The 26,720-nt window shown below is 42.0% G+C and carries 25 protein-coding genes, 1 pseudogene and 1 riboswitch; of the genes and pseudogenes, 22 read left to right on the top strand and 4 right to left on the bottom strand.

All coding sequences use genetic code 11. The features are described 5' to 3' along the window. Positions 1–274 precede the first annotated feature (274 nt). The 11 genes from VJ09_RS10345 to VJ09_RS10295 all read left to right on the top strand — a co-directional run bounded on the left by VJ09_RS10345 (position 275) and on the right by VJ09_RS10295 (position 13,253). On the top strand, positions 275–1,453 hold the full coding sequence (locus tag VJ09_RS10345) for an acetyl-CoA C-acetyltransferase (protein ID WP_044641366.1): 1,179 nt from the start codon (positions 275–277) through the stop codon (positions 1,451–1,453). A gap of 16 nt (positions 1,454–1,469) precedes the next feature. After that, on the top strand, positions 1,470–2,321 hold the full coding sequence (locus tag VJ09_RS10340) for a 3-hydroxybutyryl-CoA dehydrogenase (RefSeq protein WP_044641365.1): 852 nt from the start codon (positions 1,470–1,472) through the stop codon (positions 2,319–2,321). Positions 2,322–2,384: 63 nt separating this feature from the next. Then, positions 2,385–3,524, top strand: a complete 1,140-nt coding sequence (locus VJ09_RS10335) for an acyl-CoA dehydrogenase (protein ID WP_082050482.1) — start codon at positions 2,385–2,387, stop codon at positions 3,522–3,524. Positions 3,525–3,584: 60 nt separating this feature from the next. Next, positions 3,585–4,727 (top strand): acyl-CoA dehydrogenase, encoded by a 1,143-nt coding sequence (locus tag VJ09_RS10330; protein WP_044641364.1) that lies wholly within the window; start codon positions 3,585–3,587, stop codon positions 4,725–4,727. A gap of 4 nt (positions 4,728–4,731) precedes the next feature. Beyond that, entirely contained in the window at positions 4,732–5,721 is a 990-nt protein-coding gene (gene meaB, locus VJ09_RS10325; protein ID WP_052807332.1) for a methylmalonyl Co-A mutase-associated GTPase MeaB, read from the top strand. After that, entirely contained in the window at positions 5,718–6,341 is a 624-nt protein-coding gene (locus VJ09_RS10320) for a TetR/AcrR family transcriptional regulator (RefSeq protein WP_044641363.1), read from the top strand. The genes meaB and VJ09_RS10320 overlap by 4 nt, the downstream gene beginning before the upstream one ends. Continuing rightward, the gene (gene icmF, locus VJ09_RS10315) at positions 6,341–9,586 is read left to right on the top strand and encodes a fused isobutyryl-CoA mutase/GTPase IcmF (RefSeq protein ID WP_044641362.1); all 3,246 of its coding nucleotides are present in this window, start codon (positions 6,341–6,343) and stop codon (positions 9,584–9,586) included. The genes VJ09_RS10320 and icmF overlap by 1 nt, the downstream gene beginning before the upstream one ends. Positions 9,587–9,712: 126 nt before the next feature. Continuing rightward, on the top strand, positions 9,713–10,186 hold the full coding sequence (rpoE, locus tag VJ09_RS10310; RefSeq protein ID WP_230199115.1) for a DNA-directed RNA polymerase subunit delta: 474 nt from the start codon (positions 9,713–9,715) through the stop codon (positions 10,184–10,186). 176 nt (positions 10,187–10,362) lie between these two features. Continuing rightward, positions 10,363–11,991, top strand: coding sequence for a CTP synthase (locus tag VJ09_RS10305; RefSeq protein WP_044641361.1), 1,629 nt, complete (start codon positions 10,363–10,365; stop codon positions 11,989–11,991). A gap of 235 nt (positions 11,992–12,226) precedes the next feature. Further along, a complete protein-coding gene (locus VJ09_RS10300; protein ID WP_044641764.1) occupies positions 12,227–12,529 on the top strand; it encodes a hypothetical protein in 303 nt (100 codons plus the stop codon). Positions 12,530–12,692: 163 nt separating this feature from the next. Then, the gene (locus tag VJ09_RS10295; RefSeq protein WP_044641360.1) at positions 12,693–13,253 is read left to right on the top strand and encodes a sugar O-acetyltransferase; all 561 of its coding nucleotides are present in this window, start codon (positions 12,693–12,695) and stop codon (positions 13,251–13,253) included. A gap of 147 nt (positions 13,254–13,400) precedes the next feature. Here the strand turns inward: VJ09_RS10295 and VJ09_RS10290 are convergent, their stop codons facing one another. Both VJ09_RS10290 and VJ09_RS10285 read right to left on the bottom strand, forming a co-directional pair. Further along, entirely contained in the window at positions 13,401–13,817 is a 417-nt protein-coding gene (locus tag VJ09_RS10290; protein ID WP_044641359.1) for a hypothetical protein, read from the bottom strand. A 54-nt stretch (positions 13,818–13,871) separates the two neighbouring features. Next, positions 13,872–15,425: a flotillin family protein gene (locus VJ09_RS10285; RefSeq protein ID WP_082050481.1), complete on the bottom strand. Its 1,554-nt coding sequence runs from the start codon at positions 15,423–15,425 to the stop codon at positions 13,872–13,874. 317 nt (positions 15,426–15,742) lie between these two features. Between VJ09_RS10285 and VJ09_RS10280 the strand changes: the two genes are divergently transcribed. From VJ09_RS10280 to VJ09_RS10270, 3 genes and pseudogenes are all read left to right on the top strand, one after another. Beyond that, a complete protein-coding gene (locus tag VJ09_RS10280) occupies positions 15,743–16,162 on the top strand; it encodes a MerR family transcriptional regulator (RefSeq protein WP_044641762.1) in 420 nt (139 codons plus the stop codon). Beyond that, positions 16,155–16,532, top strand: a pseudogene (locus VJ09_RS10275) (carboxymuconolactone decarboxylase family protein). The gene VJ09_RS10280 and the pseudogene VJ09_RS10275 overlap by 8 nt, the downstream one beginning before the upstream one ends. A 29-nt stretch (positions 16,533–16,561) precedes the next feature. After that, the gene (locus tag VJ09_RS10270; RefSeq protein WP_044641358.1) at positions 16,562–17,272 is read left to right on the top strand and encodes a metal-dependent hydrolase; all 711 of its coding nucleotides are present in this window, start codon (positions 16,562–16,564) and stop codon (positions 17,270–17,272) included. Positions 17,273–17,378: 106 nt separating this feature from the next. Here the strand turns inward: VJ09_RS10270 and VJ09_RS10265 are convergent, their stop codons facing one another. Both VJ09_RS10265 and VJ09_RS10260 read right to left on the bottom strand, forming a co-directional pair. Beyond that, positions 17,379–17,957: an ECF transporter S component gene (locus VJ09_RS10265; RefSeq protein ID WP_044641357.1), complete on the bottom strand. Its 579-nt coding sequence runs from the start codon at positions 17,955–17,957 to the stop codon at positions 17,379–17,381. A 285-nt stretch (positions 17,958–18,242) separates the two neighbouring features. Next, positions 18,243–18,377, bottom strand: a riboswitch (FMN riboswitch). Positions 18,378–18,565: 188 nt separating this feature from the next. Further along, on the bottom strand, positions 18,566–19,477 hold the full coding sequence (locus tag VJ09_RS10260; protein WP_044641356.1) for a ketopantoate reductase family protein: 912 nt from the start codon (positions 19,475–19,477) through the stop codon (positions 18,566–18,568). A gap of 264 nt (positions 19,478–19,741) precedes the next feature. Between VJ09_RS10260 and VJ09_RS10255 the strand changes: the two genes are divergently transcribed. The 8 genes from VJ09_RS10255 (at position 19,742) to VJ09_RS17635 (ending at position 26,700) form a co-directional block, all read left to right on the top strand. Next, entirely contained in the window at positions 19,742–20,107 is a 366-nt protein-coding gene (locus VJ09_RS10255; protein ID WP_044641355.1) for a response regulator, read from the top strand. Between the two features lie 12 nt (positions 20,108–20,119). Further along, positions 20,120–20,509 (top strand): 3-aminobutyryl-CoA ammonia lyase, encoded by a 390-nt coding sequence (kal, locus tag VJ09_RS10250; RefSeq protein ID WP_044641354.1) that lies wholly within the window; start codon positions 20,120–20,122, stop codon positions 20,507–20,509. Between the two features lie 5 nt (positions 20,510–20,514). Beyond that, positions 20,515–21,324 (top strand): 3-keto-5-aminohexanoate cleavage enzyme, encoded by an 810-nt coding sequence (gene kce, locus VJ09_RS10245; protein ID WP_044641353.1) that lies wholly within the window; start codon positions 20,515–20,517, stop codon positions 21,322–21,324. Positions 21,325–21,406: 82 nt separating this feature from the next. Then, a complete protein-coding gene (gene fba / locus VJ09_RS10240) occupies positions 21,407–22,261 on the top strand; it encodes a class II fructose-1,6-bisphosphate aldolase (protein WP_044641352.1) in 855 nt (284 codons plus the stop codon). Between the two features lie 128 nt (positions 22,262–22,389). Beyond that, the gene (fsa, locus tag VJ09_RS10235) at positions 22,390–23,037 is read left to right on the top strand and encodes a fructose-6-phosphate aldolase (protein ID WP_044641351.1); all 648 of its coding nucleotides are present in this window, start codon (positions 22,390–22,392) and stop codon (positions 23,035–23,037) included. A gap of 259 nt (positions 23,038–23,296) precedes the next feature. Continuing rightward, on the top strand, positions 23,297–24,262 hold the full coding sequence (gene glpX, locus VJ09_RS10230) for a class II fructose-bisphosphatase (protein WP_044641350.1): 966 nt from the start codon (positions 23,297–23,299) through the stop codon (positions 24,260–24,262). A 58-nt stretch (positions 24,263–24,320) separates the two neighbouring features. Next, positions 24,321–25,592: a transcription termination factor Rho gene (rho, locus tag VJ09_RS10225; protein WP_044641349.1), complete on the top strand. Its 1,272-nt coding sequence runs from the start codon at positions 24,321–24,323 to the stop codon at positions 25,590–25,592. 88 nt (positions 25,593–25,680) lie between these two features. Further along, complete coding sequence (locus tag VJ09_RS17635) at positions 25,681–26,700, top strand: M23 family metallopeptidase (RefSeq protein ID WP_052807331.1); 1,020 nt, start codon at positions 25,681–25,683, stop codon at positions 26,698–26,700. Positions 26,701–26,720 lie beyond the last annotated feature (20 nt).

Here is a 26,720-nt window from a genome sequence, read left to right as displayed (position 1 = left end):
ATTAGCTTGACCGGGCGGAGTCATATCGTTTTTTCCCATCCAATAGCCTCTCAAGGAAGCTATTCGATGGGAAAAAATGAACCCCGCCCTGCTTTCTGACTGTTACTATCATATAGCGATAGATGATATTTAACAATATAAAGAGACCGAAATATAGATTGTTTCACACTATTGTAAACAAACAAACAGTAGAGTATCCTTATAAATGAAAGCGATTTCATATGATATTACCCCAAAACTGAGCGATCGTTCGAAAACATCAGGAGGTGCGATGGTGAGGAAAACAGTAATCGTTGCAGGAGCACGTACTCCTATCGGGAAATTTGGCGGAGGGTTGTCCACTATACCTGCGGTAGAGCTAGGGGCAGCAACAATCAGAGAAGCCCTACTACGTGCAAAAGTGTCTGGAGATCAATTAGATGAAGTGATTATGGGAATGGTGCTTCAGGGAGGAAATGGGCAGATTCCTTCTCGTCAAGCTGCGGTGAAAGCGGGAATTCCGTGGTCTGTTGGTACAGAGACAGTAAATAAAGTGTGTGCTTCTGGTATGAGAAGTGTTACCTTGGCAGATCAAATCATTCGAGCGGGTGATGGAGACTTACTCGTTGCAGGTGGAATGGAAAGTATGAGCCAAGCGCCCTATGTTCTTCCGAGTGCCCGTTTTGGTTATAAAATGGGGCATGGTGAAGTAACGGACCTAATGTTACGGGATGGTCTTTTATGTGCTTTTGAAAATGTTCATATGATCCATCATGGAAACTATATTGCTTCAAAATACGAGATATCACGAGAGCAACAAGATGATTGGGCATTACGTAGTCACCTTCGTGCACAAGCAGCGGTAGAGTCGGGGAAATTTGCAGAGGAGATTGTAGCGGTAGAGATCAAAGGACGCAAAGGAACTACCACCATTGCCCAAGATGAGTCTATTCGTCCTGATTCTACCTTAGAAAAACTAGCAGCTCTACGACCAGCTCTCTCTCAAGATGGCTCGATCACAGCTGGGAATGCACCAGGAGTAAACGATGGGGCAGCAGCATTGATTCTAGCTTCTGAAGAACGAGCATTGGAATTAGGTTTGGACCCAATTGCTGAAATAGTAGGACATGCAGCAGTGGCGATGGAAGCACGGGATTTTCCGACCACTCCTGCGTTTGCTATTCAAAAATTATTGCAAAAACATGGTTTAACACTAGATCAGATTGATTTGTTTGAGGTGAATGAGGCTTTTGCAGCGGTGACATTGGTAACTGGTAAGCTGCTTGGCTGGGATCAAGAGAAAGTGAATGTCAATGGAGGAGCAGTAGCTCTTGGACACCCAATTGGTGCATCTGGAACCCGGATTTTGCTAACACTTGCTCAGGAACTACAACGTCGTGGCGGTGGACTTGGAGTTGCTGCGATCTGTAGTGGTGCGGGACAAGGGGATGCTGTTCTGATTCGTGTATCCTGATTCGGGAGGAGAGGTTATGAGCTTACAGCATATCGGAGTAGTAGGTGCAGGGCAGATGGGGAGTGGCATCGCTCAAGTATTTGCCCAAGCAGGATTTCAGGTTACGTTAGTCGATACACAGGAGCGATTTTTGGCCAGAGGAATAGATTCGATCCAAAAGAGCTTAGCCCGTTTTGTACAGAAAGGAATGTTATCAGAAGAGGAAAAAGAGGCAACTCTTGCACGGATCAAGACAACCATAGAATTAACACCATTGTCGCAAGTAGATTTAGTAGTAGAGGCGATTGTGGAGCAAATGGATGCAAAAGCAAAGCTGTTTTCTCAATTAGATCAGATTTGTCCAGCTTCTACGATCCTTGCCAGTAATACCTCTTCTTTGCCGATTACGGAGATAGCAGCAGTGACGAATCGCCCAGCAAAGGTAATTGGTATGCATTTTATGAATCCCGTACCGGTGATGAAGCTAGTGGAGATCATTCGGGGATTGGCTACGTCCGATGAGGTCTATGAGACAATTCATCAATTGACGGAAAAGTTAGGAAAACACCCTGTTGAGGTACAAGACTTTCCAGGATTTGTCTCGAATCGCATTCTCATGCCCATGGTTAATGAAGCGATTTACTCCGTCTATGAAGGAGTTGCTACACCTGAAGCGGTTGATGCAGTGATGAAACTTGGGATGAATCATCCAATGGGACCGCTTCAACTAGCTGATATGATTGGATTAGATACCTGTTTGTACATTATGGAGACATTGCAAGATGGTTTTGGGGATTCCAAGTACCGTCCGTGTCCCCTGTTACGCAAATATGTCAAAGCTGGTTGGCTAGGACGCAAAAGTGGTAGAGGTTTTTACCAATACTCCTAAACAAAAGATTCTCACTCTCTCCCACACACTACAACATGCTTAAACAGCTAGGAGGTGCTGAGGTTGCAGTTCACATGGACAGAAGAACAGAAACTTTTACGAGATATGGTACGAGATTTTGCGCAAAAGGAAATCTTACCTGAGATCTCACGAATGGAGCAAGAAGAACGATTCCCACGAGAGATTTTGACCAAAATGGGGAAGTTAGGGCTTCTTGGAATTCCGATTGCAGATCAGTGGGGAGGAGCAGGAGCCGACTTTCCTTCCTATATCCTAACCTTGGAGGAAATCTCGAGAGTAAGTGCAACGGTGGGAGTCATTTTAGCGGTTCACACCTCAGTTGGTACGATGCCGATTGTGCGTTATGGAACAGAGGAGCAGAAGCAAAAGTTTCTTCCCAAGCTAACATCAGGTGAGTGGATTGGAGCCTTTGGACTCACCGAACCTCAAGCAGGTTCTGATGCTGCGCAGATTCGGACAACGGCGGTCCGACAGGGAGAACATTATATCCTAAATGGTACCAAGATCTTTATTACGAACTCTATCGAGGCGAATCTATATCTCGTTTTTGCTGTGACCGATCCAAGATTAGGATCAAAAGGAATCTCTGCCTTTCTAGTAGAGAAGGGTACACCTGGCTTTTCCTTTGGCAGCCTAGAGAAAAAGATGGGTCTCCATGGCTCTAATACGGGAGAATTGATAATGGAAAATGCACAAGTGCCGGTGGCCAATTTACTAGGGAAAGAAGGTCAAGGGTATGAGATTGCCCTATCTAATCTAGCAGGTGGTAGGATCGGAATTGCCGCCCAAGGATTGGGAATTGCCCAAGCTGCATTTGAGTATGCGCTTGCATTTTCCAAGGAGCGGAAACAGTTTGGAAAACCCATTGGAGAGCAACAAGCGATCCAGTTCAAATTAGCGGAGATGGCAACCAAGATTGAAGCGGCACGTTTGTTAGTTTATTCTGCCGCAGAAAAGAAACAGCTGAATGCTCCTTGTAAAAAAGAAGCTTCCATGGCCAAACAGTTTGCAACAGATGTAGCGATGGAAGTGACAACGGAGGCAATTCAGGTCTGTGGTGGTATGGGGTATACAAAGGAGATTCCCGTTGAGAGATATTTCCGTGATGCCAAAGTAACGCAGATCTATGAAGGAACCAATGAAATTCAGAGATTGGTTATTGCCAAAGAGCTTATTTCGTAGATTGGTGACATATCTCTATTGATATTAATTAGTTGTTAATGGGAAGGGAGCTTACATTAGATGCAATTTCGTCTGAGTGAAGAACATGAAATGATGCGAAAGATGGTTCGCGATTTTGCGCTTCATGAGGTAGCTCCTACTGCTGCCGAGCGGGATGAAGAGGAGCGTTTTGATCGTGCGATCTATGATCAGATGGGAGAGCTAGGCCTGACGGGGATTCCTTGGGGGGAAGAAGTTGGTGGGGTAGGAGCCGACTTTCTCAGTTATGTAATCGCAGTCGAAGAGTTATCCCGTGTCTGTGCGTCAACAGGAGTTACCCTTTCTGCTCACATCTCGTTAGCTAGCTGGCCGCTTTATGCCTATGGCAATGACGAACAAAAGCAGCGCTTCTTGCGTCCACTGGCAGAAGGCACAAAACTGGGTGCTTATGGTCTGACGGAACCGGGATCTGGTACGGATGCCGCAGCGATGAAAACGACTGCCGTTCGAGATGGAGATGAGTATGTTCTGAATGGTAGCAAAATTTTCATTACCAATGGTGGGGAAGCAGAGATCTACATTGTCTTTGCCGTGACAGATCCAGCAGCGAAACATCGTGGTATCAGTGCTTTTATTGTGGAGAAAGGAACACCTGGTTTTTCCTTTGGCAAGAAAGAGAAGAAGCTGGGTATTCGTTCCTCCCCAACCCTCGAAATTGTGATGGAAAACTGCCGCATACCAGCTAGCCAGCTCCTAGGGCAAGAAGGAGAAGGATTTGCCATTGCCATGAAAACCTTAGATGGTGGTAGAAATGGTATTGCTGCTCAAGCAGTTGGAATTGCTCAAGGGGCTTTGGATACAGCACTTGCCTATGCTAAAGAGAGAAAACAATTTGGAAAACCAATCGCTGATTTACAAGCGATTCAGTTCAAATTGGCAGATATGTCGACACAGATCGAAGCAGCTCGTCTTCTTACTTATCAAGCAGCTTGGTTAGAGGGTCAACAGCTTCCATATGGCAAAGCTTCTGCGATGGCGAAGTTATTTGCTTCTGATACTGCGATGAAAGTTACTACCGAGGCAGTACAAATTTTTGGAGGATATGGCTATACGCGTGAGTATCCAGTAGAACGTATGATGAGGGATGCCAAAATTACACAGATCTATGAAGGAACCAATGAGATTCAGCGCGTTGTAATCGCGAAGTATCTCTTGAAAGAATAGTCCTATGCTTCCAAAAGACTGGCTAGTTCGATTACAGCAAAAAGACCGAAAATCGATTGCCAAGCTGATTACTTTACTAGAAGGAACAAGTCTTGAGAGAAATGAGATTTTGCGCCATATCTATCCCTTAGTAGGGAAAGCGCATCGTATTGGCATAACAGGTCCTCCAGGAGCAGGGAAAAGTACATTGATCTCAGCATGGACTACGTATTTACGAAGCCTAGGACTTACAGTAGGAATCATTGCCGTAGATCCTAGTAGTCCTTTTACTGGTGGAGCATTGTTAGGAGATCGAGTACGGATGAATCGCCATGCGACGGACCATGGAGTATGGATGCGTAGTCTAAGCAATCGTGGTGTAATGGGTGGTCTTTCTCTGGCAACGCATGAAGTGGCCCATCTGCTTGATGTAGCAGGTTATGATGTGCTTTTTTTGGAGACGGTCGGGGTAGGACAGGCGGAATTGGAGATTGTCCATAATGCCGATACCGTGATGTTGGTACTTCCGCCTGGAGCGGGGGATGGTGTCCAAATCGCCAAAGCAGGTGTGATGGAGATCGCGGATATTTTGGTAGTAAACAAAGCAGATCAACCTTTTGCTGACCGACTAGTAGCAGAGCTACAAGATGTTTTACGGATCTCACGAAAAAAAGATTGGACGCCCCCGATTATTCGGACAGTTGCTTCTCAGAATCGTGGAATGGAAGAACTATGGAATGCAGCACAAACCCATCGAGGTTATCTCCAAGAACCGAAAAGGGCAAGTAAAAAAGCAGAAAATCGTCTTATTCAAGAAGTATCTCTCTATCTTCATCAACAGATTCGATTATTAGTAGAAGAAGAATTAGCAAAACCCATTCGTAGACAGCAGATGAAACAAATTATTCAGACCAAAAGTTCTCCGCAAGATTTAATAGATAAGTGGTGGGCAGAAGGATTCCTCTCTTATAAGCCCAACACTGATCCTCATTCTCAGAAAGGAGGAAAAACATGATTATTCCTTCTCCTATCAAAAATCCACGGCTGGTCAAAGAACGCAGACAACAGATTATTGAAGGGGCTGTCACATTATTTGCCCAAAAAGGATTTCATAAGACTACTACAAGAGAGATTGCCAAAGCATGTGGCCTCTCCATAGGTTCTTTATATGAATATATCCAAACGAAAGAAGATGTTCTGTACCTTGTTTGTGAGAACATCCACAACTCCTTAGAGGAAGAGCTACGCAAAGCGATTCGACCTGAGATGAATGGTTTGGTTGCCCTTCGCTCTGCTATTGGAGCGTATTTCAAATTGATGGAGACCATGAGAAGCTCCATTCTCCTTATTTACCAAGAGACGAAGTCATTACCTAAAGAAAAACGAGAACTAGTATTTATGCGTGAAGAGGAGATTATGCAGCTTTTTATCCAGGTGATGGAATTGGGTCAGCAAGATGGATCGCTTCGTCTGGATCAGGCTATTATTCCATTACTAGCACACAACATTTTGGTTCTAGGACAGATGTGGACCTTCCGCCAGTGGTCGCTCAAAAAATCCTATTCGCATGATGAGTTTGTAGAGTTGCAGCTGGATCATCTGTTACGTAATTTACCAACAAAGGAGAGCGTGTGATGGAGACAGAGCTAATTCGTCCGAAACATGCTGTGCGGTTTGTGACTGCTGCCAGTCTTTTTGATGGACATGATGCTTCCATTAACTTGTTTCGACGCCTTCTCCAACAAGCAGGAGTCGAAGTGATTCATCTAGGACACAATCGGTCGGTAGAGGAGATTGTACAAGCGGCGATTCAAGAAGATGTTCAAGGCATTGCTGTTTCTTCTTATCAAGGTGGGCATGTAGAGTTTTTCCAATATATGATTGATCTGCTGAAAGTAAGAGGAGCTCACACGATCAAGGTATTTGGTGGGGGTGGTGGTGTCATTGTTCCGAGAGAGATCCAGCTACTTGAAGAATATGGTGTATCCAAGATTTTTTCCCCGAATGATGGACGGGAGCTAGGTTTATTTGGAATTATCAACACCATGATTAGGGAAACGGACCATCCTACTCGTCGAGACACCGAGATTGATCTTGCCAAACTTCGATCAGGTGATATTCGGGAGATTGGGCAAGCCATCACACTCTTAGAAAATGCAGTGGAGGAAACAGCATATCAAGAAGCGAGCTCTCACTTGCTAACTAGCCTTGATGTTCAACTGACACAATGTCCTGTGATCGGCATGACAGGTACAGGGGGAGCGGGGAAAAGCTCTCTCACTGATGAATTGGTACGACGTTTTCTACAAGATTTTCCTGATAAAAAGTTAGCGATTCTTTCGATTGACCCTTCGAAACAGCGCACTGGAGGAGCATTACTTGGTGATCGTATCCGGATGAATGCGATACATCATGAACGGGTTTTTATGCGCAGTCTAGCAACTCGACGCCAGCGATCAGAGCTCTCTGCTGCGATCCAAGACGTGATTGCCCTTATGAAAGGTGCGGGCTATGATCTGATCTTAGTGGAGACGAGTGGAATTGGTCAGGGAGATGCAGAGGTAGTCGAAGTTAGTGACTTGTCGATCTATGTGATGACTTCTGAATTTGGTTCTCCATCACAACTTGAAAAGATTGAAATGCTCGATTATGCAGATCTCATTGCAATTAACAAGTTTGATCGAAAGGGTTCAGAGGATGCATTGCGTGACGTGAAAAAGCAGGTTCGGCGCAATCAAGATCTCTTTCATGCACCTGAAAAAGATCTTCCAGTCTATGGCACGATGGCGAGTCGTTTCCAAGATCCCGGAACAGAAGAGTTCTATCTTGCTTTACTGATCAAATGTAAAGAAAAGTTAGCCCTATCCTGGGAAATCCCAGTCGCAAAAGAACAATTAAAGGAAGCAACAAACAGAACCATTATCCCGCCTGCTAGAACGCACTACCTAGCAGAATTAGCTCAAACCGTTCGTAAATATCATCGGCAAACAGAGGAACAAGCGGAGATTGCTAGTAGTCTGACTCAGATAAGAGGAGTGCAAGCCCTTTTTCCAACAGAGAGTTCAGCAGTAGAAAGAGCCCTTTCGTCCAAAGTAGAAGAGTTAGAAAAGAAACTTACCCCAGATAATCAAGAACTTCTCGCTGCCTGGGACTCTACTGTAGAGCGCTATAAACAAGAGGAGTACATTACTAAAGTTCGGGATCGTGAGCTTCGAAGCCCTCTTTTCCATGAGACTCTTTCTGGCACCAAGATACCTAAGATCTCATTGCCGAGGTGGCGAGACCAAGGAGATATCTTGCGTTTTCTACGGAAGGAAAATGTACCAGGTTCGTTCCCTTACACAGCAGGAGTATTTCCACTTAAACGAGCTGACGAAGATCCCAAACGTCAATTTGCTGGGGAAGGGACTCCTAGTCGCACCAACAAACGTTTTCATTATCTTTCCCAGAATGATACAGCCAAGCGCCTTTCTACAGCCTTTGACAGTGTAACCCTCTATGGGGAAGACCCGAGTGAGCGCCCAGACATCTATGGGAAAGTAGGCGAATCGGGGGTTAGTATCTGTACCTTAGATAATATGAAAGAACTATTCCAAGGGTTTGATCTCTGTGATCCTTCCACTAGTGTTTCGATGACGATCAATGGACCGGCTCCCATCATTTTGGCGATGTATTTTCATACGGCAATCGCCCAACAAGTAGATAAGTTTCGAGAGCGTGAGGGAAGGGACCCTTCTATTGATGAGTACCAAGAAATTAAAGCCTATACTCTACGCTCTGTGAGAGGAACAGTTCAAGCTGACATTCTAAAAGAAGATCAAGGTCAGAATACCTGTATTTTTTCAACCGAGTTTGCATTGAAGATGATGGGTGATATTCAGCAATATTTCATTGATCATCAAGTGCGAAATTACTACTCGGTCAGCATTAGTGGTTATCATATCGCCGAAGCGGGTGCGAATCCGATTACTCAACTGGCATTTACTTTGGCAAACGCCTTTACTTATGTGGAATATTATCTCAGCCGCGGGATGAAGATTGACCAATTTGCCCACAATCTTTCCTTCTTCTTTAGTAATGGGTTGGATGCAGAGTATACCGTCATTGGACGGGTAGCTCGCCGTATTTGGGCGATAACAATGAGAGAGTTGTATGGAGCTAATGAACGCAGTCAAAAGTTAAAATACCATATTCAAACGTCGGGGCGATCATTGCATGCGCAAGAGATCGACTTTAATGACATTCGTACCACCTTACAAGCGCTGTTAGCTATTCAAGATCAATGCAATTCTCTTCATACCAATGCATATGACGAAGCGATCACAACTCCAACGGAGGAATCGGTTCGAAGGGCAATGGCAATTCAGTTGATTATTACCAAAGAGTTTGGATTAGCAAAAAATGAGAATGCCTTACAAGGCTCGTTCATTATTGATGAGCTGACTGATTTGGTAGAAGAAGCAGTGCTTCGCGAATTTGACCGGATCAGTGATCGTGGTGGTGTACTGGGAGCGATGGAGAGTCAGTACCAACGAGGCAAAATTCAAGATGAATCCATGCTTTATGAGACACGTAAACATTCAGGGGAGTTACCGATTATTGGAGTCAATACATTCGAAAATCCCCATCCACAGGCACTAGATGAGGTGCCTCTCACACGAGCTGATACGAAAGAAAAAGAGATGCAAATTGAGCATGTAAGGGATTTTCAGGCAAAACACGCTGATCAAGCTCCTATTGCTCTAGCTCGATTACAGGAAGTGGCAAGAGAAAATGGTAATGTATTTGCAGAATTGATGAATACGGTACAAGTAGCGAGTCTAGGCCAGATTACTCAAGCACTTTACCAAGTAGGCGGACAGTATCGTCGAAATATGTAGGATGTCTCTGTAAAAACTACTCTCTTTCGTTGGTTGACTTCATCCTGTTTTTGGTTAGAATAGATATACAGAATGGATGAAGATGGGGATAATTTATTTGCCTCATAATCGGAAGGAAGTGTAGCTTTGAGCGACCACTTAGTAGCAGAAAAAATCCGGGAATCCTCTATGGTAGACCTGGTTTTTCAACTATTAAAAGATAAAGGTGAACCACTACAGTTTCGTGATATGATGAAGTCTGTTGCGGAACAAAAACAGTTTACAGACGAAGATGTAGACCTGTATCTCTCCCAATTGTATACTGATTTAAACATTGATGGACGTTTTGTCTGTGTAGGAAAGAGCACTTGGGGTTTGAAAGACTGGTATACATTAGAACAAGGATCAGACTCTGCGGTAGTAGGTAGTATTAAAGACGATGAGTCTGATGATGACTTCGATGAAGATTTGTATCAAAATGACGAAGATGAATTTGATACCAACCTAGAAGATTTGGATGAAGACGAAGCATTTACAGATGACGACGACGAAGCTTCCGATGAAGGCTTTGAAGAAGAAGACGAAGATAACGATGAGGAAGAAGAGGAAGAAGAATACTAATTTCGTGTTTCCTCGTTGACAAACTTTCTTTGCTTCGATAGACTATTGCTTGGGCTCACTATGAACGGAAAATTATTCATGACATTTGTCTATCGAGCGCCCCTATTTTTTAGGGGCGCTTTTTCTATTTTTCTAGGAAAATCGGGAACCCTACCAAATACAGGAGGAATACTACGATGACGAAATACATCTTTGTAACGGGTGGAGTTGTCTCCTCTCTTGGAAAAGGAATTACAGCATCTTCTCTAGGACGCTTGCTAAAAAATCGCGGTCTAAAAGTGACCATTCAAAAGTTTGATCCTTATATCAATATTGATCCAGGGACTATGAGTCCTTACCAACATGGAGAAGTATTTGTAACGGATGATGGTGCGGAAACTGACTTGGATTTGGGTCATTACGAGCGATTTATCGATATTAACCTAAGCAAAAATAGCAACGTGACTACTGGTAAAATCTATTCATCAGTAATTAATAAAGAACGTCGTGGGGACTATCTAGGCGCTACTGTTCAGGTTATTCCTCACATTACAAACGAGATTAAAGATCGTGTTTTCCGTGCTGCTCGGGAAACGAAAGCAGATGTAGTAATTACTGAGATCGGTGGAACAGTTGGAGATATCGAAAGTCTACCATTCTTGGAAGCGATTCGTCAGATTAAAAGCGATATTGGTCGGGAACATGTAATGTACATTCACTGTACGTTGGTTCCGATGCTTCGTGCTAGTGGAGAACTTAAAACAAAACCGACTCAACACAGTGTGAAAGAACTTCGTAGTATCGGCATTCAGCCAAATGTGATCGTTTGTCGTACGGAACATCCAATTTCAGAAGAGATGAAACAAAAAATTGCTCTGTTCTGTGACATTGATCGCCAAGCAGTAATTGAGGCACGTGATGCAGAAACACTATACGAACTCCCGCTTATGATGCAAGAAGAAGGTTTGGATGAGATCGTAGTTCGCAATCTAGGTCTTGAGTGTGGAGAAGCGGACATGACAGATTGGATTCAGCTCGTCCAAAAGGTGAAAAACCTACAACATACTACTCGAATTGCAATTGTAGGAAAATATGTTTCTCTTCATGATGCTTATATGAGTGTTGTAGAATCCTTACGACATGCTGGTTTTGCTAGTAATAGTGACATTCAAATCCGTTGGGTACATTCCGAAGAAGTGACAGAGGCAAATGTAGATAAGCTTCTTGGAGAAGTTGATGGAATATTGGTTCCAGGTGGATTTGGTGATCGTGGAATTGAAGGAAAAGTGATTGCGACACGTTTTGCACGAGAAAAGAAAATTCCGTTCTTAGGGATTTGTCTTGGCATGCAAATGATGTGCGTAGAAGGTGCACGAAATGTTCTTCACTTAGAAGAAGCAGATTCCTCCGAATTTAACGCTAGTGCTCTTCACCCAATTATTGACCTTTTACCAGAACAAAAAGATATTGAAGATATGGGTGGTACGATGCGCCTCGGGCTCTATCCTTGTAAGTTAGTACCAGGAACCCTTGCAGCAAAAGCATATGGGGAAGATCTCGTTTATGAGCGTCATCGCCATCGTTATGAGTTCAACAATCAATACCGGGAGCAAATGGAACAAGCAGGATATGTATTCTCTGGGACATCTCCAGATGGACGTCTTGTGGAGATTGTAGAATACAAAGATCATCCTTGGTTCCTAGCGGCTCAATTCCATCCGGAATTTACATCCCGTCCAAATCGTCCACAAGCTTTGTTCCGTGAGTTTGTTAAAGCTTCTTTAGAAGTGAAACAGGCGACAAAAAAACAAGAGGTTAGTGTATAAAATCAAGTCGGACTATGTCTCGTTTAATGTAATTTTGTAGAAATCAGTAGTGTCAATTCACCAAATATAACTGTTCTTCTGCGTAGAAATATATTATCGTTTGGCAAACAAACACCCACTAGAAGCGTGATATTAGCTGCTTTTAGTGGGTGTTTTGTCTTCTTTCTGGTGAAATTGAGGGTACTATGGGATATATAGATAAAGGCGCTTTTTAAAATGGAGAGGTGATGTGTTTTTGTCGGCTGATGTGGGAATGTCTATCACCATTTTGTTAGAAATAACAGTGTTTGGCATTATCAACTTTTATGCATTCAAATATTCTCAAGATAATATAAAAAAAAGAATATGGGCAGGAGTGATTTTTCTTCTGCTAACACCAATTATCTTGTTTGGTACTTTATACTTTGTTTTACTTTTTGATAAAGGGATGGGCTGGGGAGCTTTTGTAGTGACTTTAATTGCTACGGGGCTTTATATAATCAATGGTATTATCGTGCTATTGTCTTCCTTCTATTTGTATTTTAAAAAGTCTAAATAACGGATACTTGTTGTGTCCGTTTGCCAGAGTACATTGGTTTTTTTCAAACTTTCGCATACGATGAATGTTCAGTCATGAGAAGCCCCTTTTTTCGGTAGTAGAAACGTTTCTCTTATATATGAAAGAAAGAGTGATAGCAAAAGGTTATAAAGGAGATTACATAATGAAAACAGAAAAAGAGAAAATGTTGACCGGAGAGATGTATAACGCCGCTGACCCTGAATTAGTAAGGGACCGTGAAAATGCACGAAGAAAGACGAGATTATACAATCAAACGTTAGAGACCGAAGTAGAGCAACGTACGATCCTGTTAAAGGATCTATTTGGTTCGACAGGAGATAACTTATATGTGGAGCCAACTTTTCGTTGTGATTATGGTTACAACATTCATATAGGGGAAAACTTTTTTGCTAATTTCGATTGTGTCATATTAGATGTTTGTGAAGTACGAATAGGTGATAATTGCTTTATTGCCCCAGGTGTACATATTTACACAGCAACTCATCCAACGAATCCATTTGAACGTAATGCTGGAATAGAATTTGGAAAAGCTGTTACGATTGGTAATAATGTGTGGATTGGTGGTAGAGCGGTGATAAATCCAGGAGTTACGATTGGTAACAATGTAGTAATTGCTTCAGGAGCGGTTGTCACAAAAGATGTGCCTGATAATGTAATAGTTGGTGGGAATCCTGCAAAAATGATAAAGGAAATAGAAATATAAAGAAACGGACTAAGCGACCTTACTGCAAAAGAATAGGCATTATCATCAATATGTTCCAAATAGGGAACTGTGATGATAATGCCTCTGTTTTATTGATTTCTTCCGCTCTTCAGTGAAATGAAGAGGATTCATCAGTCGAGATTGTACTTAGCTACATAAATCGAAGACAACTTCCGAAAGTCTATGCCTTATTACCAATTGTGCCTTTCTTGCTTTAAAACTTAAAGATTGAATATCCTCTGTCTGTTCTTCCCAGGTTAACTTGGTTTCGTTTTTTAATTTCTTTACTTCTTGTTCGATCCAATTGAGGCACTTATCATAAATTTGTGTAGCTACTATTTCATTTTGGAATTCTTCAGGTAATCTATAATGCAAATTACATAACCAAGTCTGAAATTCCGCTTGGCCATCAGTATCAATTCTCTTTTGAAAAAGAGTAAGTATTTCTTGGATTACATTTTCATCAAATTGCTCTTGTCTCATTTTTTGTTCTAAATTAGGTAAGGTAATGTTGTCTAAGTTTTGATTCGCCATACCCAAATACCTTTTGATAAATCTTTTCATAAACAACACATCCTTAAACCTAGGAAGTAACAATTCGCTCATTCGCTGAAACCGTTACTGGATATTGTTCTCATCATCGTGTTTTTTTGGTTTCTTTTTTGTTGCTTTCCCATCCGATTCAGGTAGAGTAGCTGTGGGAAGATTCATATTAGACGGATTCGGCGCAATTTGCTGTATTAATTGTAGCATGTCCACACCAGAGACTTGTTTGATCATTTCTGGGGCTTGTGCCATTAGTTTTGTTACATAATTGGTCAGCTTGGTTGCTCCATCGCTATTCGGCCCACCAGCGTCTACGATCGTAATCTTGTCCACTTTTTCTAATGGAGATGCGTAACTCTCAGCTAGTTTTGGTAGCATCGTTACAATTAGCTCTAATGTTGCAGCTTGACCGTACATCTCGAATGCTTCTGCCAATTTTTGTTTGGCTTCTGCTTCTGCTAACCCTTTGGCCCGGATTACATCTGCTTCTGCAATCCCTTCTAGTCGTTCCACCTCTGCGTTAGCAAGACCTTGCGCTTTCTTGGCCTCTGCTTCCGCCAATCCTTTTGCTTTAATCGTAGAAGCTTCTGCTTTTGCTTTTTCTTCTTGTTCAAAACGGTCCGCTTCGGCTGCTTGCTCTTTGGCATAGCGATCAGCATCCGCCTTTTTTCGTACCTCCGCATCGTATTGTTTTTCCCGACGCGTAATTTCTTTTTCTTCCAGCTCGATCTGTTTTTGTCTCCGAACGAGCTCGATCTTCATCTCTTCATCTACTACTTGCTGGCGATAGCGATTCTCCTGCAATTGATATGCCTGGTCCGCTTCTGCCCTTTTCATATCTTGTAAAATCTTGAATTCTGCGACTCGTAGCTCTTTATCCTTACTCGCTTCAGCGATGTTGGTTTGGGAGATCAAGGTTGCTTTCGTCCCGTCTTCCTTCGCTTTCGCTTTTTGGATCTCTGTATCACGCATTGCATTAGCTTCTGCTATATCCGCATCTCTACGTACCATCGCAATTCTCGGGCGTCCTAGAGCGTCAAGATATCCATTTTTGTCTCGAACATCTTTGATGGTGAAGGAAACAACTTGTAAGCCCATCTTTTTCAAATCAATTGCAGCTACGGATTGTACTTGTTGAGCAAATTTTTCTCTGTTTTTATATACTTCTTCCACAGTGAGAGTACCTAGAATTGCCCGCAGATGCCCTTCGAGTACCTCTCTGGCCTCTTCGTTTAACTGAGCATTCGATTTACCCATAAACTGCTCTGCTGCAGTGGCGATATCTTCTAATGTTCCTCCAATCTTAATGATCGCAACTCCATCTACTAAGATTGGTACCCCTTGCTCCGTATAGACTTCTGGAGTGGATACGATCAGTTTGTGTGATAAGAGGCTTAGCTTCTCCGCCCTTTGAAAAATAGGGGTGATAAAAGCGCCACCACCACGGATGATCTTGATTCTGCGTCCGGATTCGTCTACTTCTACATTTTTGTTACCTAACATACTACCAGTTACGATCATTGCTTCGTCCGCGCCAACTGTTTTATAACGAGCCCAGAATGCGAGACCTAACAAAACCAAAAAGATAATTAGTCCTAATGACACTTGCCAAATGAGATTTTCCATTATCGTGCATTACCCTCTCTGATCTAGAGTTGCAGGGTAGAAATAGAGAAATCCACCCCTAAGGCTACTCAGTGGGTGTTGGTCTGTTATGTATGAAAGTTAGAGGAGAAAGGGAATTCTTTGGAAGGATAAAGGGAAGTAAAGTAGTCCTATATTTATTTTACGTCTATGGAATCTCAATAAGCAATCAATATATTAAGAAAATTTGTTGTTTACATGGCAAGGTTTTTATCATTTTCTTTGGTAAGCAAAAGCTTGACTTTGAGTTGGCTCAAAGGTGTACGATGGGACCATGTCGACAAAAGGAGCTTCAAAAAATGAATATTAGTGAGGTAGCAGAAAGAACCGGACTTTCTGCTCATACCATTCGATTTTATGAAAGAAGCGGCTTGTTCCCTAAAATAAAGAGATCCAAGAACGGAATACGTGAATTTACAGATTCGGACGTTCATTTTCTAAAATTTTTGGTAGCACTCAAAAAAACAGGGATGTCCCTAGATGAGATCGCGGAGTTTACGAAGGACGGCTGTATACTAGAGAGTTTGGAGTCTGGCGAGATGCCCAAAGAACCAGTGAACCATCGGCTATCGATTTTGAAAGAACATCAGAAGAAATTAATCGAGCAACAACGTGAACTCGAGCTATTACATCAAGTGGTAACTCAAAAAATCTCATTTTATGAGAGATACGTTAAAGGTACAGAGGAAAAAGAAAAGGAGGATTTTCAGGATGACTAAAAATAGGTATGAGCTTGGTTTACAATTAATGAATAGGATTGTTGGAGAATCTGGGAGTCATACACGTGAGAGTTTGAAAAAAGTGGCTCCTGATTTTGAACAATTTTTAGTTGAATTTCCATTTGGCGATATCTACAGCCGACCAGGATTAGATTTAAAATCTCGTGAAATTGCAACCGTTGCAGCTTTAACCGCTCTCGGATATGCCATTCCTTAACTCAAGGTTCATATCAACGGTGCGTTAAATGTGGGATGCACAAAAGAAGAAATTATAGAAATCATGATGCAAATGGGAGTTTATGTTGGATTTCCCGCCACTCTCAATGGACTCAATGCGGCAAAGGAAGTTTTTCATACAAGAAATTTATAAACTAATTGTTTAAGAAGGAGATCATCCGAGTGTTAAATCAGAATATTTCGATTACATGGCTGGGTTTTGGTGGATTTTATATTAAAACACCCGGAGAGAAAGAAATTCTTATAGATCCATGGATTCAAAATAATCCTGTTTGCCCGGAAACGATAAAAAATATAGAAAAAGTAGATTACATCTTGTTGACCCATGCACATCGTGATCATGCCGAAGATGCTGTTTGGCTTGCTCAAAAGACAGGAGCGATGGTATTGGCAGGCTGGGAGTTGGCATTTATTCTCCAGAAAAAAGGGGTTCAAAATATAGTAGCGATAAATAAAGGCGGAACTCGACTATTGGGAGATATTGCGGTCACTGCTGTACATGCAGACCATTCCTCGGCTTTTGTGGATGGTGATCAGATTCTTTATGGTGGAGAGCCAATGGGTTATGTAATAAAATTCGAGAACGGATATACGATTTATCATGCTGGGGATACAAACGTATTTGGGGATATGGCTCTCATTGCCGAATTGTATGAGCCAAAGTTAGCTTTATTACCCATTGGGGATGTTTATACGATGTCCCCACGAGAAGCTGCTAAGGCAGTCCGCTTACTAAATATAAAAAATGTGATTCCTACTCATTTTGGTGTATTTGATTTTTTAACGGGTAGACCTAGCGAACTTTCAGCTTTGCTTTCTGATATCGAAGACCTAACGGTTTATGATATAAATCCAGGGGATACAGTTATCTAAATAGGTTAGATGGCGAAAATCTAAGATTTTGGAGTTATGTATCCAATTCTTTTGAGATACCAAAGAGGCAGCTACTTATACGTAACTGCCTCTTTACTAAGGTTTTTTAAACTATTACACGATGTCGTAAGTGTGGTTTTAACATTAGATAGATTGGGACAAATAAAATGGCAACTAATATTCCTTTTAACATATTAAATGGGGCGATCGCATAAAGGACTAAGTTGAGTTTTTCTGCTCCTTCTACTGTCCAGTTAATAAGATAACTATAAGCAGGGAGGATGATATAGTAATTGGCAAAAGCCAAGATAACAGACATCGTAAGGGTTGCTACGGCCAATCCGGTGATGAGACCTTTGATCCCTTTCATTTTGTTAGCGATGGTACTGGTGATTACCACAAAGATGCTCCCTGCAAAAAAGTTAGCAATTTGGCCTACTGGGATGGCACCTGTATCGCTTCCCTGAAATAAGAAATGAAGAATATTTTTTAAGAACTCCACTCCTATTCCTGCTAATGGACCATATATAAGGGCAGCGACTAAAGCAGGAATTTCACTAAAGTCAATCTGTAGGAAAGCAGGGAAAACTGGTAGTGGAAAATCGAGAATCTGCAAAATAAACGACATAGCAGATAAAAGAGATACAAAAACAATGGTGGTCAAACGTTTGGTAGACTGTTGCATCAGAACGACACTCCTTTTATTATGTGTTTTCTGATGACAACTTTGTACGATCCAAGTAGTATGAAACCCAAAGGAAGCTGTGATGTTTTTCACAACAAGCCTTCGGGTTATGAGTTACTGACTTTAGCGTTGTATAAGAAATAAACCTCATTTCCTGTATTTTAAACATAGGAAAGCAGAGGTACCTATACCCTATTTTCGAATACAGCCTTCCAAGAGGCTGTTGTAGACATACATCACCAAAAAAGCGAAGCCTGTCTTTTTCGAAAAAAGATCGTACGCGTTATCATCCTTCTCCCATCCAGACTATACTGTCGGCTTCGGAGTTTCACCGAATCCACCGCCGTAGCGGGTCACGGGCTGAGATCCATATGGATCATCACCGCCGGTCGGGAATTTCACCCTGCCCCGAAGGATAATTGAATATAAAATTCATCTATCCACTACTTATTATAAATAAGTAAGAGAAGTTTTCAAATAAAAAATTCATGATAAGGACATTTTGTTTGGAGGGTAGAGAAAAAGATTATTTTAATTATTTAATGTTTTATTTATAAATAAAAGACCAATTGAAAATTAATTTATCGCTTTCAATTGGTCTTGGTTATTTAGCTAGTAGGTTGATATAAACTTAATGCAGTGTACACGGTAGCTAAAATAGGTGTTGGAAGGTTTGCAGGCTTTTTACGAAGCAGATATCCGTGGAAGTGCTCTGTTTCGATCGGGTAACCTTTTTCTATATCACGAAGCATGGAGGATTTCATTGCTTCAGGCATTCCGCTTGTTCGATCCCAAATCTGATTAGCAGTATTTTTATCTAATCGGGGCTCTTGAGTGAGAGCAACTGCTACCAATTCCTCTAAAAATTGTTGGTAGGTCTCTTTTCCATAATCGCTATCCCAGATGGGTCCAAGGCTACTGCGCATTAAGGAAGTCATTCCGCTCATAGCAGCGATAAAGAGATATTTTTTCCAGACTTCGTTCCAAATTTCCGATGTAGCTTGGTATCGTAGGTTAGCCCCTTCTAACAACGCTTCGATTTGCTCGATTCGCTCTGTTTTCTCGCCATTCCATTCCCCGAAGATTAGATGATGCATCTTGCTGTAGTGCTCAATTTCTCCTTTTTGATTGAGGGTAGATTCAATAAATGTTAATCCGCCAATCACTTTCTCTTTTCCAAAGCGTTTGGCAAGGCGATCAAAGTGTTCGAAACCATTCAGAACTGGGAAAATGGTAGTATGCTCGCCAACGTAGCAAGCAAAATCATCCATTGCCTGATTGAGGTGATAGGCTTTGGTAGTTAACAAGATGAGATCAAAAGATTGGGTTTTTTCGCCTGCTACTAAAGTTTGCACAGGACTTTGGAAATCACCATTTACACTTCTCAAGGTTAACCCATTTGTTTGCAACTCCGCTTGCCTTCTTGGACGGACGAGAAAAGTTACATCTTCTCCTTTCTCTACCAATCTCCCTCCAAAATAACCTCCTACTGCACCTGCCCCTATTACCAATACACGCATCTACTCCATCCCTTTCATTGCCCATTTTTGTTGTCATATAAAAATGATTGGTAAAAGTGATGTTTCTGATGAAGAGTAAGAATCATTTCCTAACCTAGTCGTGACTCTTATGTATTATTTTATCATTTGGAAAAATAAAGAGTAGATAGTATGTCAAGAAGGGATTTGGTGATGGCGTAAAGAAAATATGGAATGGTTTAACTAATCTGATAAGAAGAAAACGGTACAAAAAAGGTATTGTTGTTAGAGGGGGCCTTGGCATCCATGTCGGAGAAAAAACTATTAGTAGTCGACGATCAATACGGAATACGCGTTTTAATAAGTGAAGTTTTTTCGCGTGATGGATTAGAGATTTTCCAAGCTGCAAATGGAATGGAAGCATTGGAAAAGATTCAACAAGTCCAACCAGATCTCATCTTATTGGATATGAAGATGCCTGGAATGGATGGTTTGGAGTTACTCAGACGTCTACGTTATATCAAGCATCGGTGTAAAGTAATTATGATGACAGCATATGGAGAGTTAGATATGGTGGACGAGGCTAGTAAGTTAGGGGCCTTGGCGCATTTTACAAAACCTTTTGATATTGTAGAGCTTAGGACAGAAGTGATTCGTCAACTCGCCAGTTAAGGAGCGTGTGAGATGGAAGCGATAATCAGAGTGAGAATGTCCCAACAAGATGCTCACTATGGCGGCGATCTAGTTGATGGTGCGAGAGTTTTGGCTTTATTTGGTGATGTGGCAACAGAGCTTCTCATCCGTCATGATGGAGATGAGGGGCTTTTTGTTGCGTATGAAGAAGTTGCGTTTCACGCTCCGGTTTTTGCAGGTGATTATATCGAAGTGATTGGGAAGATACAGAAAGTAGGAAATCGATCTAGAAAAATGGAGTTTTTTGCTTACAAGGTTATTGAATCATGCAAAAATCTTAATAGACCATCTGCTGCTAGAATAATAGATCCTCCGATTCTCGTCACCAAAGCTGTAGGGACATGTGTGATTCCAAAGTTCGACGAAAATCAAAAGGAGTGAGGCAAATGGACAAGTTAATTATTACTGCTGCATTAGTGGGAGCAGAAGTAACAAGGGATCAGACTCCATATTTGCCGATTACACCAGAAGAGATTGCAACACAAGCATATGAAGTCTGGCAAGCAGGAGCATCCATCGTTCATTTACACGTACGAGATGAAGAGGGAAACGCCTCCCAAGATTGTGATTTATACCAACAAACTATGGAACTGATTCGAGAACGGTGTGATGTGATCGTTCAGGTATCAACGGGTGGAGCAGTTGGAATGTCAGTTGAAGAGCGGATGCAACCGCTAACTCTTTCACCTGAAATGGCAACGCTTACAACAGGAACAGTGAACTTTGGTCGAGATGTATTTTGGAATGATCGAGCGACGATGGAGAGAATTGCAGAAGAAATGAACCGATATCGAGTTCATCCTGAGTTTGAGATTTTTGATACAGGGATGATTTCCAATGCGATTTTTTTGGTAAATAAAGGGTATTGCAAGACCCATCCGCATTTTGATTTTGTGATGGGGGTGCCTGGTGGGATGCCGGCGACTGCAGAACAGCTTCTTTTTTGTGTGAGCCAAATTCCGGCAGGAGCTACTTGGACAGTAGCTGGAATCGGGCGTCATCAGCTAATTATGGGGAGTTTATCTATTGCTATGGGTGGACATGTACGTGTTGGTTTAGAAGATAATATTTTTTATCGTGCTGAAAAACTTGCGACAAATCGACAGCTAGTAGAGCGAATGGTACGTATTTCCCGGGAAATGGAGCGGGAAATTGCGACTCCTGTCGAAGCAAGACATATTTTGAAGTTGGTCTAGTTTTGATATGATAAATAAGAATGCTATTTCCGATATAGCACAAACTGTAAAGAGAGAATGATCTCTGAAAGGATGAATACATATGGCATTGGTTTCGATGAATGCATTCCTGCCCCGTGCAAAAAAAGAAGGTTTTGCAGTTGGACAGTTTAACGTAAACAACTTGGAATATTTCCAAGCAATTACAGAAGCGGCAAAAGAAGAACGCTCCCCAATTATCTTTGGTGCTAGTGAAGGTGCAATTCGCTACATTGGGTTAGAAAACGTAGTAGCACTAGCAGAAGTAGCAGCAAAACAAGCGGATGTGCCGATTGCACTGCATCTAGATCATGGAAGCACTTTTGAAGTAGTAATCCAGTGTATCCGTGCTGGTTTCTCCTCTGTTATGTTTGATGGTTCCCATCATCCATTTGAAGAAAATATTCGTCTAACCAAAAAAGTAGTGGAAGCTGCTCATGCAGTAGGTGTATCCGTAGAAGGGGAATTGGGTACAATCGGTGGTGTCGAAGATGATTTGGATGTTGCGGAAGAAGATGCAACGATTGCCAAACCAGCTGAAGCGATCCACTTCTGGAATGAAACCAAAGTAGATGCATTGGCAATTGCCGTAGGTACTGCTCATGGTATGTACAAAGGTGAACCAAAAATCCATTTCAATATTATCGATGAAGTAGCCAAAGCAGTAGATGCTCCTATCGTTCTGCATGGTGGGTCTGGAGTCCCTGATGCAGCGATCCAAAAAGCGGTATCTTTGGGTGTAGGCAAAATCAATGTAAACACTGAAAATCAAGTAGCAAGTGCACAAGTAGTTCGCGAATTACTTGCTAAAAACGAAAGCATGATTGACCCACGCAAATACTTGGGACCTGCTCGTGACGCAATCAAAGAAGTAGTAAAAGGAAAAATGCGCTTGTTTGGTAGCTCCAACAAAGCGTAAAAATAGAATCATAATTTGTATAACAAATAGTTAGAATAAAGCTGGAACAAAACGACCAAGGCATGTTGCAAAGGGATCGGATTGTCCAGCTTTTTCTAACTTACGGAACAAGAAAGGGGCATACAAAGATGAAATTTTTCTTGGATACGGCAATAGTGGATGAGATTCGTGAGGTTCATAAGTGGGGTCTATTGGCTGGAGTTACTACGAATCCAAGTTTGATCGCAAAATCTGGTCGAGACTTTGAAGAAGTACTAAAAGAGATCCTAGAGTTTGTAGATGCACCGGTAAGCGCAGAAGTGTTAAGCCCTGATTCAGCAGGCATGATCGAAGAAGGAGAACGTCTTGCTGAGCTCTCTCCTAATATCACGATTAAGGTTCCGATTACGGTAGAGGGCTTAAAGGCAGTATCCCATTTCTCCAAAAAAGGAATCAAAACGAACGTAACTTTGATCTTTTCTGGGAATCAAGCATTAATGGCAGCTAGAGCAGGGGCAAGCTATGTTAGCCCATTTTTAGGGCGATTAGATGATATTTCGCTTAATGGAGTCGATTTAGTAGAGGAAATTGCCAATATATTTGCCATCCATGATATCCCAACAGAGATTATTGCAGCAAGCGTACGTCATCCCGCCCATATCACCCAAGCTGCTTTAGCTGGTGCCCATATCGCTACTATTCCGTTTGGTGTGATGAAACAACTATTACATCATCCGCTAACAGATGCAGGTATTGAGAAGTTTGAAGCAGATTGGAAGAAATATATAAATCGGTGATAATAAAAGGAGATGTGCAGATTTTTTGCACATCTTTTTTTAGTAAGGATTCTTTTCTTTTTAGAAGAAGGAGTTTTATGGTGAAAGGGAGTATATTTCAAAAAGTCCCTATTCCCAAGGATTCTATCTCTTTTTTATTTTTCTTGGTAAACATTATTCTTTCGAACTTGCGCCAATTAGTGTAACATTAATCATAAATGTATTATACTAATTTGGTAGAAATACAAGTATGGGAATAATGAGATAGGGGATGAACAAGATGGAAAGAAGCTTAACGATGGAATTAGTTCGTGTAACGGAAGCAGCAGCAATTGCATCTGCACGTTGGATGGGCTATGGCAAGAAGAATGAAGCAGACGAAGCAGCTACTTCTGCAATGCGAAAAGTTTTTGACACGATTCCCATGCGCGGTACGGTAGTAATTGGAGAAGGAGAGATGGACGAGGCTCCCATGCTGTATATTGGGGAAAAGTTGGGTCTGGGATATATGCCAGAAGTGGATGTCGCAGTAGATCCACTCGAGGGAACCAATATTGTCGCCAAAGGGCAATGGAATGCAATTTCGGTTGTTGCGATCTCGGAACGTGGTGGACTTTTGCATGCTCCTGACATGTATATGGAAAAAATTGCAGTAGGCCCAAAAGCAGTAGGAAAAGTCGAATTAGATGCGCCGGTGGAAGATAATCTAAAGGCCGTTGCCCAAGCAAATGGAAAAGATGTAGAAGACTTAGTTGCTGTATTGCTAGATCGTCCAAGGCATGCTAAATTGATTGAAGCAATTCGTAAAGCAGGAGCACGGATTAAGCTGATTCCAGATGGAGATGTAGCAGCAGCATTTAACACGGCTTTTGCTGATACAGATGTAGATATCATGTTTGGATCTGGTGGGGCTCCAGAGGGGGTTCTAGCTGCTGTAGCACTCAAATGTTTGGGTGGAGAGATTCAAGGTAGACTAGTACCTGAGGATCAAGAACAATTTGATCGTTGTATCAAAATGGGATTGTCTGATCCGAAAAAAATCCTACGCATGGAGGATCTAGTTCGGGGGGACGACGCGATTTTTGCTGCAACTGGAGTAACAGAAGGAGAATTATTGCGTGGAGTACGTTATCAAGGAAACCAAGCTCATACGCACTCTGTTGTTATGCGAGCCAAAACAGGAACAGTCCGATTTATGGAGGCTTCTCATCGTTTAGAGAAAAAGCCTAATTTAGTACTAAAGTAAGCATATCTTGTTCCCATCTAGGGAACAACTTGAATTGGAAATGTGGTGAACAACTAGTATGGATTATACGATTAGTGATTTAGAGAATCGTAAGTTAACAGAGCTTTACAAGCTAGCGAAAGAGTATCAAATCTCCTATTACAGTAAGATGAATAAGAGGGAATTAGTTTTTGCGATTTTAAAAGCGCATGCCGAAAAAGATGGATTTATGTTTATGCAAGGTGTTTTAGATGTACTACCAGAAGGATATGGTTTTCTTCGTCCTATTAACTTTTTGCCCTCCTCCGAAGATATCTATATTTCCGCTTCTCAGATTCGCCGCTTTGATCTCCGTCCAGGGGACCTTGTCTCTGGAAAAGTAAGGGCTCCCAAAGAAAATGAACGCTTTTTTGGATTGCTACATGTAGAGGCAGTGAATGGAGAGGATCCTAATCAAGCAGCCGAACGGCTACACTTTCCAGCACTTACCCCTTTGTATCCTCAAAAACGACTTCTTTTGGAAACAATTCCTGAAAAAATTTCAACTCGAATCATGGATCTTGTGGCACCAGTTGGACTTGGACAACGGGGGTTAATTGTAGCTCAACCCAAAGCCGGGAAAACGATGCTTTTAAAAGAGATTGCGAACAGCATTACAGAAAATAACCCTGATATTGAATTATTTGTTTTATTGATCGATGAACGACCTGAAGAAGTAACCGATATGCAACGTTCTGTTCGAGGTGAGGTCGTTAGCTCTACCTTTGATGAGATGCCTGAGAATCACATTAGAGTGGCAGAGTTAGTATTAGAACGTGCACAACGTCTAGTAGAACATAAAAAAGATGTTGTCATTTTGCTTGACAGTGTTACTAGATTGGCTCGTGCCTATAACCTAGTGATACCTCCAAGTGGTAGAACTTTGTCTGGTGGGATTGATCCAGCAGCTTTCCATCGTCCTAAACGCTTTTTTGGGGCTGCAAGAAATATAGAAGAAGGCGGTAGTCTCACGATTTTAGCGACTGCTCTAGTAGAAACAGGTTCTCGAATGGACGATGTGATCTATGAAGAGTTTAAAGGTACAGGTAACTTAGAACTACATCTAGACCGGAAACTGGCAGAACGTCGTGTCTTCCCCGCTATTGATATTCGTCGCTCCGGTACCCGCCGCGAAGAGCTACTTCTCTCCAAAAATGAGCTAGAGCGTCTCTGGGCTTTCCGTAACTCTATGCCTGATAATAACGAATATGTAGATGCCTTTTTGCGTCGCATGAAACAAACCAAATCCAATGAAGAATTCCTAAAAACAATAGAACCCAATTCCTCTCGAAAAGTAACAACAGTTTCCTAGCCATAAATTTTTCTGACATACACCACGAGATTCGTACATAAAGATGTTTTCGGGTAGCTACCCCATCATCTTTCTTCGAGGTGTTGTAATGTCTAGGAAAAGCACGTTAATCGCTTCTTCTCTGTCTGTATGTGCCGCGACAGCTTCTTGGGCTGTTCTTGCTTCTGCTGAAGAACCGAATGTTCAAGCTGAATTACTGGATACTACTGCTGATCAACTACAAAAAGATGCCCAAGAAACTGTCTATCAATACCTAAATCCGGTGGCGATCAATTGGCAGGGCGATGCAAGTGTGGAAACCAAATCGCTAGCTTATCGAGTTCAAAAAGGTGATACTCTGAGCAAAATTGGAGATCTCTTTCAAGTTAACTACGAGGGGATTGCTAGTACCAACAAAATTCACAACCCAGATAAGATCTCCACAGGGGACGACTTGAAAGTAGAAGTCCAAACCAAGTTAGTGAGTGTTCCATCTGCCGATCTGACAACGGAAATGTTTGCCGAACAGAATCGGATCGATCTTCAGGTTCTGTTGCAGTTAAACCCCACTGTGACTCGTGGTGAAACATTGACAGAAGGAAAGCTCCTTCGTGTATTGGTCAGCCCACAACAAGTCGAAAAAGAGACATCATTTACGAAATTATCTGTACGCAAGGATGCTCCCAAAGCAAATAAATCCAGTAGCAAAGTGGTTCAGTTCCATAAAGGGCCTGTTCAAGCACCAAAAGAAGGATTTACGTTCAAATGGCCGGTGAAGGGACAGATTACAAGTTCTTTTGGATGGCGCAATGGAAGGCAGCATCAAGGGATGGATATTTGGCACTCAGCCAAAACAAAAGCACCGATTCAAGTTGCACTCAGTGGTGTGGTTACCAAAGCTTCCTATTTCAATAATGGCTATGGAAATTTGGTAGTAGTGGATCACGGCGGTGGCTGGGTAACATACTATGCGCATTTGAGTAGTATCAAGGTTAAAGTGGGTCAAAAGCTATCAACAGGGGACTTAGTGGGATATATGGGGAGTACCGGGAATTCCACTGGAGTTCACTTGCATTTTGAAATCCGTAAGAACGGAAAGCCTTACAATCCGGCGAACTTTTTGAAATAAAAAGCACTCATTCAATATCT

It is taken from the genome of Risungbinella massiliensis (assembly GCF_000942395.1).
In the GTDB taxonomy this organism is placed as follows: Bacteria; Bacillota; Bacilli; order Thermoactinomycetales; family Thermoactinomycetaceae; genus Risungbinella; species Risungbinella massiliensis.
Note: the sequence above shows the minus strand (reverse complement) of the source record. Positions and strands in the feature narration are given on the sequence as shown.

Coding starts and splice junctions, on each gene's coding strand:
- VJ09_RS10340 (WP_044641365.1), top strand. CDS start 1,470: ATGAGCTTACAGCATATCGGAGTAGTAGGTGCAGGGCAGATGGGGAGT.
- VJ09_RS10330 (WP_044641364.1), top strand. CDS start 3,585: ATGCAATTTCGTCTGAGTGAAGAACATGAAATGATGCGAAAGATGGTT.
- meaB (WP_052807332.1), top strand. CDS start 4,732: ATGCTTCCAAAAGACTGGCTAGTTCGATTACAGCAAAAAGACCGAAAA.
- VJ09_RS10320 (WP_044641363.1), top strand. CDS start 5,718: ATGATTATTCCTTCTCCTATCAAAAATCCACGGCTGGTCAAAGAACGC.
- icmF (WP_044641362.1), top strand. CDS start 6,341: ATGGAGACAGAGCTAATTCGTCCGAAACATGCTGTGCGGTTTGTGACT.
- VJ09_RS10305 (WP_044641361.1), top strand. CDS start 10,363: ATGACGAAATACATCTTTGTAACGGGTGGAGTTGTCTCCTCTCTTGGA.
- VJ09_RS10295 (WP_044641360.1), top strand. CDS start 12,693: ATGAAAACAGAAAAAGAGAAAATGTTGACCGGAGAGATGTATAACGCC.
- VJ09_RS10290 (WP_044641359.1), bottom strand. CDS start 13,817: ATGAAAAGATTTATCAAAAGGTATTTGGGTATGGCGAATCAAAACTTA.
- VJ09_RS10285 (WP_082050481.1), bottom strand. CDS start 15,425: ATGGAAAATCTCATTTGGCAAGTGTCATTAGGACTAATTATCTTTTTG.
- VJ09_RS10280 (WP_044641762.1), top strand. CDS start 15,743: ATGAATATTAGTGAGGTAGCAGAAAGAACCGGACTTTCTGCTCATACC.
- VJ09_RS10265 (WP_044641357.1), bottom strand. CDS start 17,957: ATGCAACAGTCTACCAAACGTTTGACCACCATTGTTTTTGTATCTCTT.
- VJ09_RS10260 (WP_044641356.1), bottom strand. CDS start 19,477: ATGCGTGTATTGGTAATAGGGGCAGGTGCAGTAGGAGGTTATTTTGGA.
- VJ09_RS10255 (WP_044641355.1), top strand. CDS start 19,742: ATGTCGGAGAAAAAACTATTAGTAGTCGACGATCAATACGGAATACGC.
- kal (WP_044641354.1), top strand. CDS start 20,120: ATGGAAGCGATAATCAGAGTGAGAATGTCCCAACAAGATGCTCACTAT.
- kce (WP_044641353.1), top strand. CDS start 20,515: ATGGACAAGTTAATTATTACTGCTGCATTAGTGGGAGCAGAAGTAACA.
- fba (WP_044641352.1), top strand. CDS start 21,407: ATGGCATTGGTTTCGATGAATGCATTCCTGCCCCGTGCAAAAAAAGAA.
- fsa (WP_044641351.1), top strand. CDS start 22,390: ATGAAATTTTTCTTGGATACGGCAATAGTGGATGAGATTCGTGAGGTT.
- glpX (WP_044641350.1), top strand. CDS start 23,297: ATGGAAAGAAGCTTAACGATGGAATTAGTTCGTGTAACGGAAGCAGCA.
- rho (WP_044641349.1), top strand. CDS start 24,321: ATGGATTATACGATTAGTGATTTAGAGAATCGTAAGTTAACAGAGCTT.
- VJ09_RS17635 (WP_052807331.1), top strand. CDS start 25,681: ATGTCTAGGAAAAGCACGTTAATCGCTTCTTCTCTGTCTGTATGTGCC.